The 17,425-nt window shown below is 61.3% G+C and carries 16 protein-coding genes and 2 pseudogenes; 16 read left to right on the forward strand and 2 right to left on the reverse strand.

All coding sequences use genetic code 11. From position 1 onward, the window contains the following. Position 1 precedes the first annotated feature (1 nt). From DIE22_RS39330 to DIE22_RS18100, 4 genes and pseudogenes are all read left to right on the forward strand, one after another. Positions 2–264, forward strand: a pseudogene (locus DIE22_RS39330) (oxidoreductase); the annotation flags it as partial. Positions 265–361: 97 nt separating this feature from the next. Beyond that, entirely contained in the window at positions 362–577 is a 216-nt protein-coding gene (locus DIE22_RS18085; RefSeq protein WP_124501262.1) for a hypothetical protein, read from the forward strand. Positions 578–610: 33 nt separating this feature from the next. Next, positions 611–1,291: a GntR family transcriptional regulator gene (locus DIE22_RS18090; protein WP_124501300.1), complete on the forward strand. Its 681-nt coding sequence runs from the start codon at positions 611–613 to the stop codon at positions 1,289–1,291. A gap of 535 nt (positions 1,292–1,826) precedes the next feature. Next, a complete protein-coding gene (locus DIE22_RS18100; protein ID WP_124501261.1) occupies positions 1,827–2,384 on the forward strand; it encodes an NADP transhydrogenase subunit beta in 558 nt (185 codons plus the stop codon). An 88-nt stretch (positions 2,385–2,472) separates the two neighbouring features. Here the strand turns inward: DIE22_RS18100 and DIE22_RS18105 are convergent, their stop codons facing one another. Next, positions 2,473–2,730, reverse strand: coding sequence for a hypothetical protein (locus tag DIE22_RS18105; RefSeq protein ID WP_124501260.1), 258 nt, complete (start codon positions 2,728–2,730; stop codon positions 2,473–2,475). 98 nt (positions 2,731–2,828) lie between these two features. Continuing rightward, positions 2,829–3,773, reverse strand: a complete 945-nt coding sequence (locus DIE22_RS18110; RefSeq protein ID WP_124501259.1) for a LysR family transcriptional regulator — start codon at positions 3,771–3,773, stop codon at positions 2,829–2,831. A 350-nt stretch (positions 3,774–4,123) separates the two neighbouring features. Here DIE22_RS18110 and oxlT point away from each other — a divergent pair, with 350 nt between their 5' ends. The 12 genes and pseudogenes from oxlT to DIE22_RS18165 all read left to right on the forward strand — a co-directional run. Next, positions 4,124–5,464, forward strand: coding sequence for an oxalate/formate MFS antiporter (oxlT, locus tag DIE22_RS18115; RefSeq protein ID WP_124501258.1), 1,341 nt, complete (start codon positions 4,124–4,126; stop codon positions 5,462–5,464). A gap of 31 nt (positions 5,465–5,495) precedes the next feature. Beyond that, positions 5,496–6,482, forward strand: coding sequence for a LysR family transcriptional regulator (locus tag DIE22_RS18120; protein WP_260426708.1), 987 nt, complete (start codon positions 5,496–5,498; stop codon positions 6,480–6,482). 130 nt (positions 6,483–6,612) lie between these two features. Then, positions 6,613–6,981 (forward strand): annotated as a pseudogene (locus DIE22_RS38855) (aldehyde dehydrogenase family protein); the annotation flags it as partial. A 530-nt stretch (positions 6,982–7,511) separates the two neighbouring features. Beyond that, complete coding sequence (gene oxc, locus DIE22_RS18130; RefSeq protein ID WP_124605712.1) at positions 7,512–9,257, forward strand: oxalyl-CoA decarboxylase; 1,746 nt, start codon at positions 7,512–7,514, stop codon at positions 9,255–9,257. A 31-nt stretch (positions 9,258–9,288) separates the two neighbouring features. Further along, entirely contained in the window at positions 9,289–10,539 is a 1,251-nt protein-coding gene (gene frc, locus DIE22_RS18135) for a formyl-CoA transferase (protein WP_124501256.1), read from the forward strand. Positions 10,540–10,799: 260 nt separating this feature from the next. Continuing rightward, positions 10,800–10,997 (forward strand): hypothetical protein, encoded by a 198-nt coding sequence (locus DIE22_RS18140; RefSeq protein ID WP_260426709.1) that lies wholly within the window; start codon positions 10,800–10,802, stop codon positions 10,995–10,997. A 91-nt stretch (positions 10,998–11,088) separates the two neighbouring features. Next, complete coding sequence (locus tag DIE22_RS37995; RefSeq protein ID WP_124501255.1) at positions 11,089–11,289, forward strand: hypothetical protein; 201 nt, start codon at positions 11,089–11,091, stop codon at positions 11,287–11,289. A gap of 229 nt (positions 11,290–11,518) precedes the next feature. Next, positions 11,519–12,298 (forward strand): fumarylacetoacetate hydrolase family protein, encoded by a 780-nt coding sequence (locus tag DIE22_RS18145; RefSeq protein WP_124501254.1) that lies wholly within the window; start codon positions 11,519–11,521, stop codon positions 12,296–12,298. Between the two features lies 1 nt (position 12,299). Beyond that, positions 12,300–13,895 carry a Re/Si-specific NAD(P)(+) transhydrogenase subunit alpha gene (locus DIE22_RS18150; RefSeq protein ID WP_124605714.1) on the forward strand — a complete coding sequence of 532 codons (1,596 nt, stop codon included), beginning with the start codon at positions 12,300–12,302 and terminating at the stop codon, positions 13,893–13,895. A 1-nt stretch (position 13,896) separates the two neighbouring features. Continuing rightward, positions 13,897–15,288 carry an NAD(P)(+) transhydrogenase (Re/Si-specific) subunit beta gene (locus DIE22_RS18155; RefSeq protein WP_124605715.1) on the forward strand — a complete coding sequence of 464 codons (1,392 nt, stop codon included), beginning with the start codon at positions 13,897–13,899 and terminating at the stop codon, positions 15,286–15,288. Between the two features lie 117 nt (positions 15,289–15,405). Beyond that, positions 15,406–16,818, forward strand: a complete 1,413-nt coding sequence (gene pyk, locus DIE22_RS18160) for a pyruvate kinase (RefSeq protein WP_124501251.1) — start codon at positions 15,406–15,408, stop codon at positions 16,816–16,818. Between the two features lie 428 nt (positions 16,819–17,246). Then, positions 17,247–17,425 (forward strand): NAD(P)H-dependent oxidoreductase subunit E (locus tag DIE22_RS18165; protein ID WP_185640641.1); only part of this gene is annotated, 179 nt, incomplete at its 3' end.

Raw genomic sequence — 17,425 nt, forward strand, 5'->3', positions numbered from 1 at the left:
ACTGGAGGCGAAGGCCGTGGCCGATCGCTTCGCCGTGCACTTCCGCGTGCCGTGGAAAGGCGTGTCAACGGCGCGAGCGCGGTGGGCGCGCACAAGACGGCGATGCTGCATGACCTCGAGGCCGGACGTATGATCGAAGTTGATTCACTGCGGATGGTGGTGCAGGAGATTGCGCTTGCGGGCGGGAAAAAGCGTAATATCGATCGGACCCGTATGGCGGTTCCGCACCGACCATCCGTGCTTTGGATCTGTTGTGGTGCTTGAGCAACAGTATCTGATATACTAAATACAAGATGCTTGATTCATGTCGCGACGCAGCATATGATTGAGTCATTCAATCATCAATTGGCTGGAGCAACTCATGGATCTCGTGTCGCTTGCAATCTTTGCCGTCGCCCTCGTGGGCCTGGGTTCGGCCGCAACCGTGCTGTTGACCTCTTGGGTGCCGCTGCATGTCGCCGAACTTGCGTCGAAGCACGGCCGTTATGTCGGTCTCGAAGCCGCAACCGGGCGTGAGGCCATGCCGAACGACTCGCGCGTTGGAGCAGTGATGGGCGCGATCGGCTCGTCGAACTAAGCGAACCTGGTAGTGAATACTCCTGTTCTGAACCTGCCTCTGGCGCTGCATCCAATCGGCAATAGCGCCAGCCTCCGCGACCAGGCCTACGCGATGTTGCGCCAGGCCATCGCGGATGCCGACATTTACGCGTCGCGCGAAGAGATTCGTCTCGACGAGCGCGTGCTGAGCGAATCGCTCGGTGTGAGCCGCACGCCCGTTCGCGAGGCAATGACGCTGCTCGAGCAGGACGGTTTTCTGCGCATGGTTCCGCGGCGCGGCATCTACATCGTGCGCAAGAGCAAGCGTGAGATCGTCGAAATGATCCAGATGTGGGCCGCGCTCGAAAGCATGGCCGCACGTCTTGCCACGCAGCACGCAACTGACGAAGAGATCGCGAAACTGCGCCACATGTTCGACCAGTTCCGTGACTCGACGCCTGCCGAACATATCACCGAGTACTCGGATGCGAACATCGCGTTCCATCAGGCGATTGTCGAACTGTCGAAGTCGCAGATCATTCTTGACACGATCAAGAACATCTTCATTCATGTGCGCGCAATTCGCCGCATGACGATTTCTCAGAGCGACCGCGCGTCGCGGTCGATCGTCGACCATTTGCGAATCATCGAGGCGCTGGAAAAGCGCGATACCGAACTGGCGGAGCGTCTGGTGCGCGATCACTCGCTCGGGCTTGCCGCGTTTGTCGAGTCAAATTGCGATTTTCTCGACTGAGCGCTCTGCGCTCCGTCAACCCCCGTTGAAGCCGAAGGCCGGCGGACCTGAAGGTCCGCCGGCTTTTTTATCGCCTGACGGGCCGCGTCGTCCGGCGCGCTTGTCCGGCGATGAAGCCGGCCACCGGGCTTCTTTGTGCGCGCGCGTCCTTCGGATGCTGCGCCAGATCTACCGCTTTGGCGGCCTGGGCGCCGAAGTTGCATTCGCAAGGCCAGATGGGAGAGGGGCTGAAGTGTTCTCCGGGACTCCCCCAAGTGTGGCTGAAAGCGCTTGCGACGATCTGTTATATCACATACTGTATTGAGTGTCGGTGCCGATGCGCGACAGGTACCTGACAGCGGGCAACCCGATCAAGCGGACGGACAGTCCCACGTAGGTGACGCGTGTTCGCCCGTGCCCGACGAGCACACGGATGAAGTGATGGCAGAACCCGGCTATTCGCCGGCACCGACCGACGCGCTCAGAGCGTGCGGCGCGATCCGAGCGAGTAACGGAACGAAACAACAGCGAATGCACGAAGCGAGGAGGAGGTTGCATGCCGGACTGGGCTAGCTTCATCACGTGGTCGGGGCTTGAGCGCCTGGAACTTTGTGTGTTTGTTTTCGCGGGCGCGTTGGTGATTGCGATAACGGCAACAGTGCTCGTCAACCGGCTGACGCATGGCAGGCGAAACACGTGGCAAGGTGCACCCGGCGACAAGGTCATCGATATGGTCGCGCTCGGATTGTGTGTCTGGATTGGTTATGCTTTCGTCAACGAGCCTGCGCAAACGCCTGGAATCGTAGCGCTGTTCGCGGTGAGCCTGCTGGCCGCCGCGTTGGGCGCGCATGTGATGCTGACCATGCATGAGCATCACGCGCGCGCGCCCGCGCATTGCGGCATGTCACCACGACGCGGCGCGACGTTGCGCCTCGCGTGGGACGGCGATCCTTCGCATCTGCAGCCTGCAGACGATTTCACGCAGCACTGGACGTGGTCGATCAATCCGCGCCGTGCGCAGCCGCGCTGCGCGTCATCTGCGCGGAACGCGCAAATGACACATGCAACGATGCGCGTGCGTAGCCGCCAACGCCATCAGGCAAAGCGACACTGACGAAACACGTAGCGGCAACTGCGTCGCGAACCATCAGGTTCGCGAGCGCGGAGGTCGAAGAGAATCACGAATGAACTGCAATTGTGCGTCATCGAGCCATGGGCTCGCGATAGAGCTGGTTTTTCCGGTCGAAAATCAGTTGCACGAGAAAAGCGGCGTCGTAGGCGTTGAGCAGATGCGAATGAAAGCGCTCGATGTAGGCCGTAATGCGTGCAGGTTCATTGCTGACGTCGTCGAAGAAATCGAGCGTGTCCTGGGTCCAGCGAAAACGTAAGCCCAGATCGCTGAACGCGGCGTTATAGGCGCTCAGCAACGCTTCATTATGCAAATCGGCAGATTGATTCATCGCGATCTCCCAAGCGGTCGAGTGATGTGACTCGGAAGAAGCATAGAGGTCGCGATGAATACACAATAATTAAATTTTCATTGGCATTCCATAGCGCGTCATCTATGGACGGTCAATTGATTTACGTGCGTGATCTGCTCGATCAGATCCGCACCTTCTTCCAGCAAAAAGCGCTTGAACGCAACCGCAACAGGCGGAAGCCGCTTGTTCTTGCGATGAACGACGTACCAGTTGAGCATCACCGGAAAGCCTTCGACATCGAGCACGGCGAGATGCCCGAGCTGCAATTCGAGGCTGATGGTATGTGCGGACAGAAACGCGATGCCCATGCCTGCAATCACGGCCTGCTTGATCGTCTCCGTGCTCTTGATCTCCATCGCGATGTTGAGGTTCGTAAGACGCCCTGCAAAGCCCTCTTCCATCGAATTCCACGTGTCCGAGCCACGTTCGCGCACGACGAACGATTCGCTCGCGAGCTGGCTGATCTTGATGTTGCGCTTGCTGGCAAGTGGATGCGAGGGCGCCGCCACAATCACATACGGATGCGGCGCGAACGCCTCGTTGATCGAATCCATTTCTTGTGGCGGCCGCACCATTACCGCGAGATCGGTCTGATTGGTTGCCAGCTGGTGCAGCAGTTCCTCGCGGTTGTGCACTGCAAGGTTCAGTTCGACACCCGTATAGCGTCGCGTGAATTCGGCGAGCAGCCGCGGAAAGAAGTAGTCGCCCGCGCTGATGGCCGCGACGTTCAGCTTGCCGCCCGAGATGCCTTTCAACTGGCCCATCGCTTCATCCACTTCATGAAACTGCTGAATGATCGCTCGGCTGTAATGAAGCATTTCCGTGCCTGCTGGCGTCAGATAGATCTTTTTGCCGAGCTGTTCGAAGAGCGGCAGGCCAGCGTGCTCCTCGAGCTGCTTGACCTGGGTGGAGACGGCGGGCTGCGTGAGGTGCAGTTCCTCGGCCGCGCGCGAGAAGCTGAGGTGCCGCGCCACCGTCTCGAACACTTTCAGCTGGCGCAGGGTGGCGTTACGCATCGTCATGGTGGATGTATAAGCGAAGATGAATCCTCATGGTAACAAACTTTAATTATCAGTAATTCAGCAGAGACCCTAGGATGAATTCTGCAATGGACGATGGAACGCGTGAGCATCGGGTTAACGCTGAAAACAAGGCCCGGCGCGGTGAAATCGAGAAAAAATGACCTGCAGGCGCCTATTCGTCCGAGCAATGAGCCGTAAATCAGATTAAAGATTTTTAGAAAAGAAGCGCTTGAATTTTCGTTGCGAAATACACCCGACGCGGTCCGATCGGGACGCAACGATAAGGTATGCATGCATACAGACCGGATTTTTGGTCGGCTACCCTAAATATAGATGGCGGAGACAGGTACATGAACAGCATTTCTCAGCAAGCTCCGGTAGCGTTTTGGCGCAGCCGCTGGTGGCAGCTAGCATTCGGCATCCTGTGTATGGCGCTCGTCGCCAATCTGCAATATGCGTGGACGTTGTTCGTCGCGCCGATGAGTGCAAAGCATCATTGGGGGCAAGCTGAAGTTCAGCTCGCGTTCTCGATTTTCATTCTCACCGAAACGTGGCTGGTGCCGGTGGAAGGGTGGCTCGTCGACCGCTTCGGTCCGAAGCCTGTCGTGGCGGGCGGTGCGATCTGCGTAGGGCTTGCGTGGGTGATGAACTCGTTTGCGACGACGCTGCCCGAACTCTATATAGCGTCCGTCATCGCCGGTATCGGTGCGGGCGGCGTGTATGGCACCTGCGTCGGCAACGCGCTCAAGTGGTTTCCGGACAAGCGCGGCCTCGCCGCCGGCCTGACGGCGGCGGGCTTCGGCGCGGGCGCGGCGGTGACAGTGATTCCGATCGCAAACATGATCACGCGCTCAGGTTACGAGCACACATTCCTGTTCTTCGGCATTCTGCAAGGGGTGTGCATTTTCCTGCTCGCGTTGATGCTGAGAAAGCCCGACACCGCAAAAGTGTCACCTGCCAAGCGCAAATTCGCTGTCACGAAAACGGACTATACGCCGGGTCAGATGATCAAGGCGCCGGTGTTCTGGGTGATCTACGCGTCGTTTGTCGCGGTGGCGGCAGGTGGCCTGATGGCGACGGCGCAACTTGGTCCGATTGCCAAGGACTGGGGGCTCGCCAAGCTGCCGATGAGTCTCTTCGGCATGACGCTGCCGCTGCTCACGATGACGCTGTCGATCGACAACATCTGCAACGGCTTCACGCGTCCGTTGTGCGGCTTCATTTCCGACAAGATCGGCCGAGAGAACACGATGTTCGCGATCTTTATCGGCGAAGGGCTTGCGCTGCTGGGCCTGATGCAATATGGCCAGAACCCCTATGCGTTCATGACATTCGCAGCACTGATTTTCCTGTTCTGGGGCGAGATCTTCTCGATCTTCCCGGCGCTTTGCGCCGATACGTTCGGCAGCAAGTACGCCGCGGCGAACGCGGGCACGCTTTATACGGCGAAGGGTACGGCGTCGCTCATCGTGCCGATCGCTTCGGTGCTCGCCACGACGGGCGGGTGGAATCTCGTGTTCCTCGTGTCGGCGATAGTCACGATTGGGGCAGGCGTGTCGGCGAAATTCATTCTCGCGCCGATGCGTGCACGCTGGATCGCTTCAACGAATGAGAAGTGTGACGAACACGTGCCGGAACTCGCGGCAAGCGGACCCGGCCTGCGTCACTGGCCGGAACAGACTGGCGAATAACGTTCGTGTCAGCGCGCCGGGATCTGAACACATGAACGTAACGCTGCAGCAACTGAAGGTGTTCATCGCCGTCGCGCGCCAGCGGAGTTTCACTCGCGCGGCACGCGAGTTCGATTTGACGCAGTCGGCCGCTAGCCGGCGCGTGCGCGAACTTGAAGAGGCTATCGCACTGCGCCTCTTCGATCGCACCACGCGTCAGGTAGAGCTGACGACGGCGGGCTCCCGGCTCGAACGACGCATCGGCTGTCTGATCGAAGAATTCGAAATGACGCTGCGCGACGTGCAAGCCGCACGTGAAGAACCCACGGGGTTCGTCGTCTTCGCGTGCGATTCCATGCTCTCGTCGGGCCGGTTGCCCGAGTGGCTTACGCGTTGCGCTGCGGCTTTCCCAGGTCTGATCGTCACCGCGAAGGAACAGCTGCAACACGCGGTACCCGCCTCTGTCGAGCAGGACGCAGTCGATTTCGGTGTCCTGTGCGATGCAAACTTCGCAGGCACCGACGCCTTTCATGCGCAAGCGCTGGCCTCGACGCCGCTTTGTGCCGTATTGCCGCATGCGCATCCGCTCACATCCGGTGCCGCGCTGTGCTGGGACGCGTTGCGCGACACGCCGCTCGTCACGCTCAACGCAGAAGCCGGCACGCGCAATGTGACGGAACGCACGCTCAATACGTATCGCGTCGGCACGCAACGCACCAACGAGTGCGCGCATGTCGCCACCGCATTGCGCATGATCGAACTGGGCCTCGGCATCGGTGTGCTGCCCATCGACACACGTGCGTCGACTCTGCCGTCGTCGCTCGTTGCACGTCCGCTCGTGCCGGAAGTATCGGTGACGACCATGCTCGTGCGCCGCCGCCACCGCTCGCTGCGTCCCAATGCCGACGCTGTGTGGACGCTGCTTGCCGACGGGAATTCTCGGGACCCGCGCGGCGGCGCGCGCCAGACGCAACGCGGCACCCGCAACCCGATACGACGGGAAGCAGCAGACGAACCGATGCCGCTCGTCCCCCGATGACGACGCATTGATGCGAGCGTCGTAAGCGCGGACAGGCGCGGTTTTGCCAACGGTTCGAGATGAACGATAGCGCCATTCGCAATGTGTATGCGATGGACACTGATGCGATCTCAGACGACATGACCTCCTTATCGACGGAACGCGGCGAGCGCCCGGCACGGGCGAATACTCTGGCATGCTCAATACCGCCACGGAAGAACCGATTGAGATCGTCGCGCTGGAACTGCGGAGCGGCATACGCACTGCGGAGCATGGACTCATCCTGATGCGATTTTCCGAATTTTTGCGCAAGTGCCGGGGTGCAATCGTAGCGCTCGAGCGTCTCGACGCAGGCAAGCCCCTTGCAGCCGCCAATCGCCGGACGTGCCCGCCGCCATCGGCACGCTCGCCCACTACGCGGGCTGGTGCGACAAGATCAACGGCCAAGTGGTGCTCGTGCATCCCGATGCGCTCACCGACACGATGCGCAAGCCACGTTTTCGTGGTCGGCGCGATTGTCGAACTTCGGATTCGGCGAGCAGGGCGCCGCGTTCCCCGACAACCACGTCCTCACTGGCGTCATGGCGGCAATCATCCCCGGCGCCATGACGCCTGCCCCCGCGGTTCGAGAGCGGGCAGTTTGCATGGAACGGGAATGGAAGGCCTGGCTCCGAACTGCCCAACGCGGACAGGCTGAACAGTTGCGCCGTGTTCGTGGCTGCGCTGTCCGGTCCACATGCACCTACAGCACGGTCCTTCCACGAATCTTTCTGATATGCAATATACGATATATAAAACGCAAAATCGCGTACCAACTGCGATCTGCCGAAGGGGGATGGGGCAGAGCGACTGCGGGACGCATCCGATATCTCTCGTCCACATGCACCACATCGAAGCCCTCCCTGAACTGGCTCCGCAACAGCGACGCGACCCGCGCGGCGGGACTCCCGCGTGGGCTCCCCAAACCCGGCCAAAAATATCTGTTGACACATTCAATATGTGATATACCATATACCAGAAGCGCCACCATTTGCCCCCAGGAGACATGACATGGCAGAAGTCGTTGGGACCATTCCAGTGGAAACCCGCCCGGCACAAGAAGCCGCATCGATGACCGATGGATTCCATCTCATCATCGACGCGTTGAGGATGAACGACATCGAGACGATCTACGGTTTGCCAGGCATTCCGATCACCGATCTCGCACGGCTCGCGCAGGCCGAAGGCCTGCGCGTGATCAGCTTTCGTCATGAGCAGAACGCAGGCCACGCCGCTGCGGCCGCGGGTTACCTGACGCAGAAGCCCGGGGTGTGCCTGACCGTCTCGGCCCCCGGCTTCCTCAACGGCCTTACGGCGCTGGCCAATGCGACGACGAACTGTTTCCCGATGATTCTCATCAGTGGCTCGAGCGAACGCGAGATCGTCGATTTGCAGCAGGGCGACTATGAGGAGATGGATCAGCTCAACATCGCGAAGCCGCACGCGAAGGCGGCGTTCCGTGTGCTGCACGTGGAGGACATCGGCATCGGGATCGCGCGCGCGATCCGCGCGGCGGTGTCGGGCCGCCCCGGCGGTGTCTATCTCGATCTGCCGGCCAAGCTGCTGTCGCAGGCGATGGAAACCGAGAAGGCGCGCCGCTCGCTGGTGCGTGTGATCGACGCGGCGCCACGCCAGCTGCCCGCACCGGATTCGGTGCAGCGTGCGCTCGAAGTGCTGAAGCGCGCAAAGCGTCCGCTCATCCTGCTCGGCAAGGGGGCGGCATATTCGCGCGCCGACGGCGAAATCCGCGCACTCGTCGAGAAAACGGGTATTCCGTTCCTGCCGATGTCGATGGCGAAGGGCCTGCTGCCCGACACGCATCCGCAGTCGGCCGCTGCCGCGCGCTCGTATGTGCTCGCCGAGTGCGACACAGTGCTACTCATCGGCGCGCGCCTCAACTGGCTGCTCGCTCACGGCAAGGGCAAAACCTGGGGCGGCACGCCGAAGCAAATCGTGCAGATCGACATCTCGCCGACCGAGATGGACAGCAACGTACAGATCGCGGCCCCCGTCGTCGGGGATATCCACTCATGCGTGAAGGCGCTCCTCGACGGTGTCGCGACCGGCTTTCCGAAACCGAGCGATGAATGGCTCGAGGCTGTCGCCGGGCGAAGGAACAAGAACCTCGCGAAGATGGCAGAGACGCTCGCGAAGAACCCGTCGCCGATGAGCTTCCACAGTGCGCTGCGAGTGTTGCGCGACATCGTGAAGGCGAACCCGTCGATGACGGTCGTCAACGAAGGCGCGAACACGCTCGACTACGGCCGCGCCGTGATCGACATGTACGAACCACGCAAGCGTCTCGATTGCGGGACGTGGGGAATCATGGGTATCGGCATGGGTTTTGCGGTCGCCGCGGCGGTCGAGACCGGCAAGCCGGTGCTCGCGATCGAGGGCGATAGCGCGTTCGGCTTCTGCGGCATGGAGATCGAGACGATCTGCCGCTATAACCTGCCCGTCTGTACAGTCATCTTCAACAATAACGGCGTCTATCGCGGCACGGACGTTAACCCGTCGGGGGGCGCCGACGTCGCGCCGACGGTGTTCGTCAAGGGTGCGCGCTACGACAAGATGATGGAGGCCTTCGGTGGCATCGGCCATCACGTCACGACGCCGGAGGAGCTCGAAAAGGCAGTGACGGAGGCGATCCGATCGGGCAAGCCGACCCTTGTCAATGCGGTCATTGACGAAGCAGCCGGCACTGAAAGCGGCCGCCTGACGAATCTCAATCCCCAAAGCGCGGCGATGAAGAAGTAATCCATCCGGGTAACCTATCAGGAGAAAAGACGTGAGCAATCCCCTCGACGGCATCAAGATCATCGATTTCACGCACGTGCAGGCGGGCCCGGCGTGCACGCAGCTTCTGGCCTGGTTCGGCGCCGATGTGATCAAGGTCGAACGCCCTGGCTCGGGCGACGTGACGCGCAATCAGTTGCGCGACATTCCGGAAGCCGACGCGCTGTACTTCACGATGCTCAACAGTAACAAGCGCTCGCTGAGCCTCAACACGAAAACGCAGGAGGGCAAGGAGGTACTCGAAAAGCTGATCCGCGAGTCGGACGTGCTCGTCGAGAACTTCGGCCCCGGCGCGCTCGACAGAATGGGTTTCTCGTGGGAGCGCATCAGTGAGCTGAACCCGAAGATGATTGTTGCGTCGGTCAAGGGCTTCAGCGACGGGCACCACTACTCGGACCTGAAGGTCTACGAGAACGTCGCGCAGTGCGCGGGCGGCGCCGCATCGACGACGGGTTTCTGGGACGGTCCGCCGACCGTGAGCGCGGCCGCCCTCGGCGACAGCAACACCGGCATGCACCTCGCGATCGGCATCCTGACTGCGTTGATCGGCCGCGACAAGACGGGTAGGGGCCAGAAGGTTGCCGTGTCGATGCAGGATGCGGTGCTGAACCTCTGCCGTGTGAAGCTGCGCGATCAGCAGCGCCTCGACCGCGTCGGCCATCTGGAGGAGTATCCGCAGTACCCGCACGGCACGTTCAGCGATGTCGTGCCGCGCGGCGGCAACGCGGGCGGAGGCGGCCAGCCGGGCTGGGTGCTCAAGTGCAAGGGTTGGGAGAGTGATCCGAACGCCTATATCTACTTCACCGTGCAGGACCATGCATGGGAGCCGATCTGTCGCGCGATCGGCAAGCCGGAGTGGATCGACGATCCCGCGTACAACACTCCACGCGCACGCCAGCCGCACATCTTCGACATCTTCAAGACGATCGAGGACTGGCTCGCGAACAAGACCAAGTTCGAGGCCGTCGATATCCTGCGAAAGTTCGACATTCCGTGCTCGCCCGTGCTCAGTATGAAGGAGCTCGCCGCGGACGAGTCGCTGCGCAAGAGCGGCTCGATTGTCGAGGTCGATCATCCGGTGCGCGGCAAGTACCTGACGGTCGGCAGTCCGATCAAGTTCTCCGATCTGAAGCCGGAAATCACGTCGTCGCCGCTACTCGGCGAGCATACGGAGGATATCCTGCTCGGCCTCGGCTATAGCAAGGAGCAGATCTTCCAGATGCGCGAGACGAAGACGGTCTGATCGTCCGCCCGCCCGCCGCTTGACTTCGCGGCGGGCGACATCGCAGGCGCCGGCGAATTGATTCGCGACAAACAAGCCGCTTTCAGGACGTGCGGAGCTTACGCAAGAGGCTTACCGAACCGGAGGCTCGCGTCGGGGGCCGATGCCGCGTGCTGCAGTGGAGCACGCGCGGCGCGGCGACCGACGAGAGATCAAGCGAAAGAAGGGGACGTGCGATGCATGTAGAGTTCCTGGGAACATATCGGTTCGAATTGTTTGCGATGCAGCTCATCGAGAACGGCGGATGGACCGCGTATGCGGCGGTCCGCGGCGCCGAAGACGAAGGCGGGACGCAGATGAGCCCGCTGCCGTATCGGCGCGTCGACGACGACGCCGTGTTCGAGAGCGAGGCCGCGGCACTTGCCGCCGCGCGGCGCGTTGCAGTCGCACTCGTGCGATTGGGCAACTCTTCGTCCTAGTCGCTACGATCTTTTCTCACGAGTCAGTATTCGTAAAATACATAGCAGTGCATATCAAATTGAGGCGGCCGAATCAAGGAGGCTGACCCACATGACAGGACGGCGCGCCGGAGCGGACGCGGCCATGATGCAGACAAACAAGGTGGGGAGGCAGGAAGTGATCGAGACATTGAATAGTGTGCGCACCATCGATTTCGTACATGTGCTGTCCGGCGCGTATTGCGCGCAGCATCTGCCCTGGTTCGGCGTGAATGTGATCACGGTAGAACGGACCGGCGCGGGCAATGTTTGAGCCTCACCCGCTGGCCTGCAGAACTCGGCCCCACTCCGCGAAGCGCTGCTCGCCGGGCATACCGACGAGGTCGTGATAGCGCTCGGGTTCACGCCCGAAGACGTTGAGCATTTTCGGGTGCCTGGCGCGAAATGACCGTATGCGGAGTGGTCATCGCCTTTGCAGGGCTCGAACCCGCTGTATGCGAATTCCATTCTCAATCAATGATTCATACATCCAGGAGACCCCGATGACATCGTGGATACGCTTTCAGGCGGCGAACGGAAGCGTCGGCTTCGGCTTGCTCGAAGACGACTGCGTCGCCGAGTATCGAGGCGACATGTTCGGCGATGCCGAACCGACCGGTGCGTGCCACCCATTGGATGACGTCACGCGGTTGAGCCCGTGCATTCCGAGCAAGGTCATCGCATTGTGGAATAACTTCTACGCACTCGCCGCAAAGCTCGACAAGGCGCCGCCAACTCATCCGCTCTTTCTTATCAAGCCACCGATGTCCGTGATCGGGCCCGGCGAGCAGATTAGACGCCCTGCCAATTATCACGGCAAGGTTGCTTACGAGGGCGAACTCGGGATCGTGATAGGAACGCGCTGTAGCAACGTGTCCGTCGAAGAGGCCGAGCAATACATCTTCGGCTACACGTGCATCAACGACGTCACGGCGATCGAACTCTTGAACGAGGATCCCAACTTCGCGCAATGGTGTCGCGCGAAAGGCTTCGACACGTTCAGTTGCATCGGACCCACGATTCGATGCGACTTCGACTGGCGCGCTGCGAGGGTGACGACGCACGTCGACGATACCGAGCGGCAGAACTATCGCCTCGACGACATGATATTTTCGCCGGCCCAGCAGGTCAGCATGCTTTCGCATGACATGACGCTCATGCCCGGCGACGTCATCGCATGTGGAACGTCGTTAGGCGTCGGGTCCATCAAGGACGGCTCGACCGTGACGGTGTCGATCGATGAGATCGGCTCGCTCTCGAATGTCCTTTCCGCGAGAGGATGAGATGGCAACAACGATTGCAGTGCCGCGCGAGGTGCATGCAGGGGAACGCCGCGTCGCGGCGACGCCTCAATCGGTCGGCCAATTGATCAAGCTCGGGTATGCCGTGAACGTCGAGGCAGGCGCGGGTGCCGCCGCGTCGTTCGATGACGACGCCTATCGTGCGGCAGGCGCGCAGATTGTCGCCGATTCGCGCGCGTTATGGGCTGGCGCCGATGTCGTGATCAAAGTGCGTCCGCCCGAGTTTCATCCTGCGCTTGCCGTCGATGAGGCGACGCTCGTCAAACCGGGCGCCACGCTAATCGGCTTCATCTGGCCAGCACAGAATCCCGCCTTGCTCGAGCAGCTCGCCGCTCGTGGCACGAACGTGCTGGCGATCGATTGCGTACCGCGCATCTCGCGCGCGCAAAAGCTCGATGCGCTGAGCTCGATGGCGAACATGGCCGGCTATCGCGCCGTCATCGAGGCCGCAAATCACTTCGGGCGCTTGTTTACCGGACAGATCACCGCGGCCGGAAAGATGCCGCCGGCGAAAGTGATGGTGATCGGTGCGGGCGTCGCAGGACTCGCCGCAATCGGCACCGCGCGAGGGCTTGGCGCTATCGTGCGTGCGTTTGATACGCGACCCGACGTCGAGGAGCAGGTGAAAAGCATGGGCGCGGAATTCCTCACGGTCGATATCGAGGAGGAAGGCAGCGGCAGCGGCGGCTACGCGAAGCAAATGAGTGCGCGCTACATCGAAGCGGAAATGTTGCTCTTTGCCGAGCAGGCGAAGGAAATCGACATCATCGTGACGACGGCGCTGATTCCCGGCAAGCCGGCACCGAAGCTCATTACGGCCGAGATGGTGGCTTCGATGCGCTCCGGCAGCGTGATCGTCGACATGGCGTCCGAGCAGGGCGGAAACTGCGAACTGACAAGACCTGGCGAAGTGGTTTCGGCGGGTGGCGTGACGATTATCGGCTACACCGATCTGCCGAGCCGCATGGCGACCCAGTCGAGCCAGCTCTATGCAACCAACATCCGTCATCTGCTGACCGATCTCACGCCCGGGAAAGACGGTGTTCTGCAAATCAACATCGATGACGATGTCATGCGCGGCGTGACCGTTGTCAACCGTGGGGCGATCACGTGGCCGCCACCCGCGCCGAAGCAGCCCGCGATTGCGGCACATGTGCCGCAGCCGTCGAAGCAGGCCGCGAATCAGGAGAAGGCGCGCGGACGCGAGGATTCGAACCGCAGGCCCGGCGTGGGCAAATTTGCGCTCGTCGTCGTCGCTGCCATCGCATTGCTTGCGTTGGGCGCCGTCGCGCCTCCACCGTTCGTTGCGCATCTGACCGTCTTCGTGCTGGCCGTGTTCGTCGGGTACCAGGTGGTCTGGAATGTCACGCCCGCGCTGCACACGCCGTTGATGAGCGTGACGAACGCGATCAGCGGCATCATCGTCATCGGCGCGTTGCTCCAGCTTGGAATCTCAAAGCCGCTCGTTACGACGCTTGGCGGCGTTGCGCTCTTTATGGCGTCGATTAACATCGCAGGCGGATTTCTCGTCACGCAGCGAATGCTGAAAATGTTCCAGCATGATCAATCGGGAGAATGAAATGTTGAACGGAATCGGCAGCGTTGCGTATCTCGGAGCGAGTACGCTGTTCGTCCTGAGCTTGCGCGGACTCAGTCATCCGCTCACGGCGCGCCGCGGCAATCTATACGGCATGTTCGGCATGTTGATCGCGGTAGCGGCGACGCTCTTGATCGCACCGGCTGTCAGTCTCGAGATCGTGCTCGTCTCATCCGCGGCGGGCGCGGCACTCGGTGCGCTGCTCGCCCGGCGTGTGGAGATGACGCAGATGCCTCAGCTAGTCGCGATCCTGCACAGCTTCGTGGGGCTCGCGGCCGTGATCACGGCCGTGAACAGCTATCTGGCGCCCGTCGCGGGACTCGATAGCGTGCAACGCACGATCCATGAGTGCGAGATCTATCTCGGCGCGTTGATCGGGATGGTGACATTCGCGGGCTCGATCGTCGCTTGTCTGAAGCTGCAGGGCACGATTGGCGGCAAGCCGCTTGTCTTGCCGGGGCGTCACTTGCTCAATATCGTCGTCGTTGCGCTTTGTGTCGTGCTCGGCTACCGCTTCTTGAGCGCGTCTTCGGGTGACGCCAGACTATTCGCACTCTTGACGATGATAGTTTTCGCCATGGCGCTTGGCGTGCATCTGGTGATGGCAATTGGCGGGGCGGACATGCCCGTCGTCGTCTCGATGCTGAACAGCTACTCGGGATGGGCCGCCGCGGCCACGGGATTCATGCTCGACAACGATCTGCTGATTACGACGGGGGCGCTCGTCGGGTCAAGTGGCGCGATTCTGAGCTACATCATGTGCCGTGCGATGAACCGCAGCTTCTTGTCCGTCGTTCTTGGCGGGTTCGGCGCATCGAGCGGCGCTGGCGTGGCGCAAGTCGAGGGGGAGATTGTGTCGGCGAGCGTCGACGAAGTCGGCGCCATGCTGCGCGACGCGTCGGACGTCATCATCGTGCCCGGCTACGGCATGGCTGTCGCGCAGGCGCAAGCGACGATCAGCGAAATCACGCGCAAGCTGCAGGCGTCAGGCGTGCGTGTGCGCTTCGGCATTCATCCTGTCGCCGGCCGGCTGCCGGGGCACATGAACGTGCTGTTGGCTGAAGCGAAGGTGCCGTATGACATCGTGCTCGAGATGGATGAAATCAATGACGATTTTGCTGGTGCGGACGTAGCGCTCGTGATCGGTGCGAACGACATCGTCAATCCCGGCGCACTCGAGGATCCGACCAGCCCGATTGCCGGAATGCCGGTGCTTGAAGTGTGGAAGGCTCGCACGGTGATCGTGTCCAAGCGCAGCATGGCCACCGGCTATGCCGGCGTGGAAAACCCGCTGTTCTATAAGGAAAACACACGGATGCTGTTCGGCGACGCGAAAGGAAGCGTCGACGCGCTGCTCAAGCAACTGGATGCTTGAGCGGCAGCGCGATGGCAATGGCGCTCCGTTGTCGCTGAGTCCCGGGGGCGCGGCGTGGCCGGTTGGGTGCGCCGCCAGATGTGTTGCCAACCATTCATTTCATACGAGTGATCGATCATGCTCCGTAGTCGTAAAGCCAAGATTGTTGCCACGCTGGGCCCCGCAACTTCCGATCTGCAAACGGTTACGAAGCTGTTTCGGGCCGGCGTGGATGTGTTCCGCCTGAATTTCAGCCACGGCTCGCACGAGGATCATCGGCGACGCCATGAGCTCGTGCGTGAGGTCGAGCGTGCGACGGGCAGACCCATTTCGGTGCTGGCCGATATGCAAGGGCCGAAACTGCGCGTTGGCACGTTCGCTGCCGGCAAGGTTACGCTTGCAGCGGGCAGCCGCTTCGCGCTCGATCGCAACCCGGCCCACGGTGACGTCGGCCGCGTTCACTTGCCTCATCCTGAACTGTTCGAAGTGGTTGCGGCGGGACAGTCGCTTCTTCTCGACGACGGCAAACTGCGACTGGAAGTGATCGACAACGACGGCGAGTGTATCAGCACGTGCGTGACACACGGCGGCGTCTTGTCGGATCGCAAGGGCGTGAACGTGCCCGACACCCTATTGCCGATTCCCGTGCTGACCCGGAAAGACCGGGTCGATCTGGAATTTGCGTTGTCGCTCGGCGCCGACTGGATTGCGCTGTCGTTCGTGCAGCAGCCGGAAGACCTGATCGATGCGCGTGCGCTCATCGGCGAGCGTGCGGGACTCATGGTCAAGCTCGAGAAGCCCGCTGCGCTGGATCGGCTCGACGAGATCGTGAGCGCGGCTGATGCCGTGATGGTCGCGCGCGGCGACCTCGGCGTCGAGCTTCCCCCGGAGCGCGTGCCCGGTGTGCAGAAGCGCATTCTTCGCTCATGCCGCAGTCGTGGCAAGCCCGTGATCATAGCGACGCAGATGCTCGAATCGATGATATCTGCGCCGGTACCCACGCGTGCCGAGGCATCTGACGTTGCGACGGCGATCTACGACGGCGCGGATGCCGTCATGCTGTCCGCGGAATCGGCCAGCGGCGGTTATCCCGTCGAGGCCGTCGAGATAATGGACCGGATCATCCAGGAGGTGGAGCGTGATCCCCTTTATCGGAGCCTGCTCGACGCACAGCACGAACTTCCTCTGCATACGCCCGGGGACGCGATCTGTGCGGCCCTTCGGGATGTCGCGCAGACAATCTCCGCGGTTGCCACGGTTACCTATACGACTTCCGGGCACACCAGCCTGCGGGCTGCTCGGCAGCGCCCGAGCGCCCCGATTCTGAGCATCACGCCGAAGCTGTCGACGGCGCGGCGGCTTGCGTTGGCGTGGGGCGTGCACTCCACGGTCAGCCCTGACGTCGAAACCGTCGACGAGATCGTGAGTGCCGCGTGCGGCATCGCTATGGGACAGGGCTTGGCCAGTTCCGGCGATCAGGTGGCTATCGTTGCCGGCATGCCCTTTGGCGAGCCGGGCAGCACTAACATGTTGCGGATTGCGAGAGTGTGACGCTCTGTAGCGGACTGCTCCGTCGGCACGTCGCCCCAGGGGGGCCACCGATGAAGTGCAAGACGATTTCGCCATTGCGGTATTCGAACGTATAAAGGATATCTAACCGACACGATAAATATTATTAACTTTTATTAATGGATGGTATCGAGCACCATGTTTTACATCGTGCATGTCGATCTCCGGATGCGCTTGAGTGAGTGTGTTGCCCGGATAGGGCAACGGGTAGGGCAGAGCTTGTGTTGAGCAAGCGAATAAATCAACAGACGGAGACAGAAAACGTGACGCAACCCTACGCGGCCTTCAGCGGCTATACGTCTAGGCGGCATAACCGTTGGGTCCAGCGGCCGAAAGCGCGATCGCGTATGGATCGCGGTGTCCGATAGGTAAGCGAAGTTTTTCCGAGGCCTGCTCCGCAGGAGAAGATCATGGTCCATCTCGATGCGTTGATTGAACGGCACGTCAGTTGCGGCCGCTCGCTCGTGGCGATCCTGCACGCGATCCAGGACGATGCGGGTTACGTGCCGCCGGGCTGCATCGCGCCGCTCGCGAAGGCGCTGAACCTGTCGCGCGCCGAAGTGCACGGCGTGCTCACTTATTACCACCA

Origin of the sequence: Burkholderia sp. Bp9142 (genome assembly GCF_003853415.1) — a bacterium.
In the GTDB taxonomy this organism is placed as follows: Bacteria; Pseudomonadota; Gammaproteobacteria; order Burkholderiales; family Burkholderiaceae; genus Burkholderia.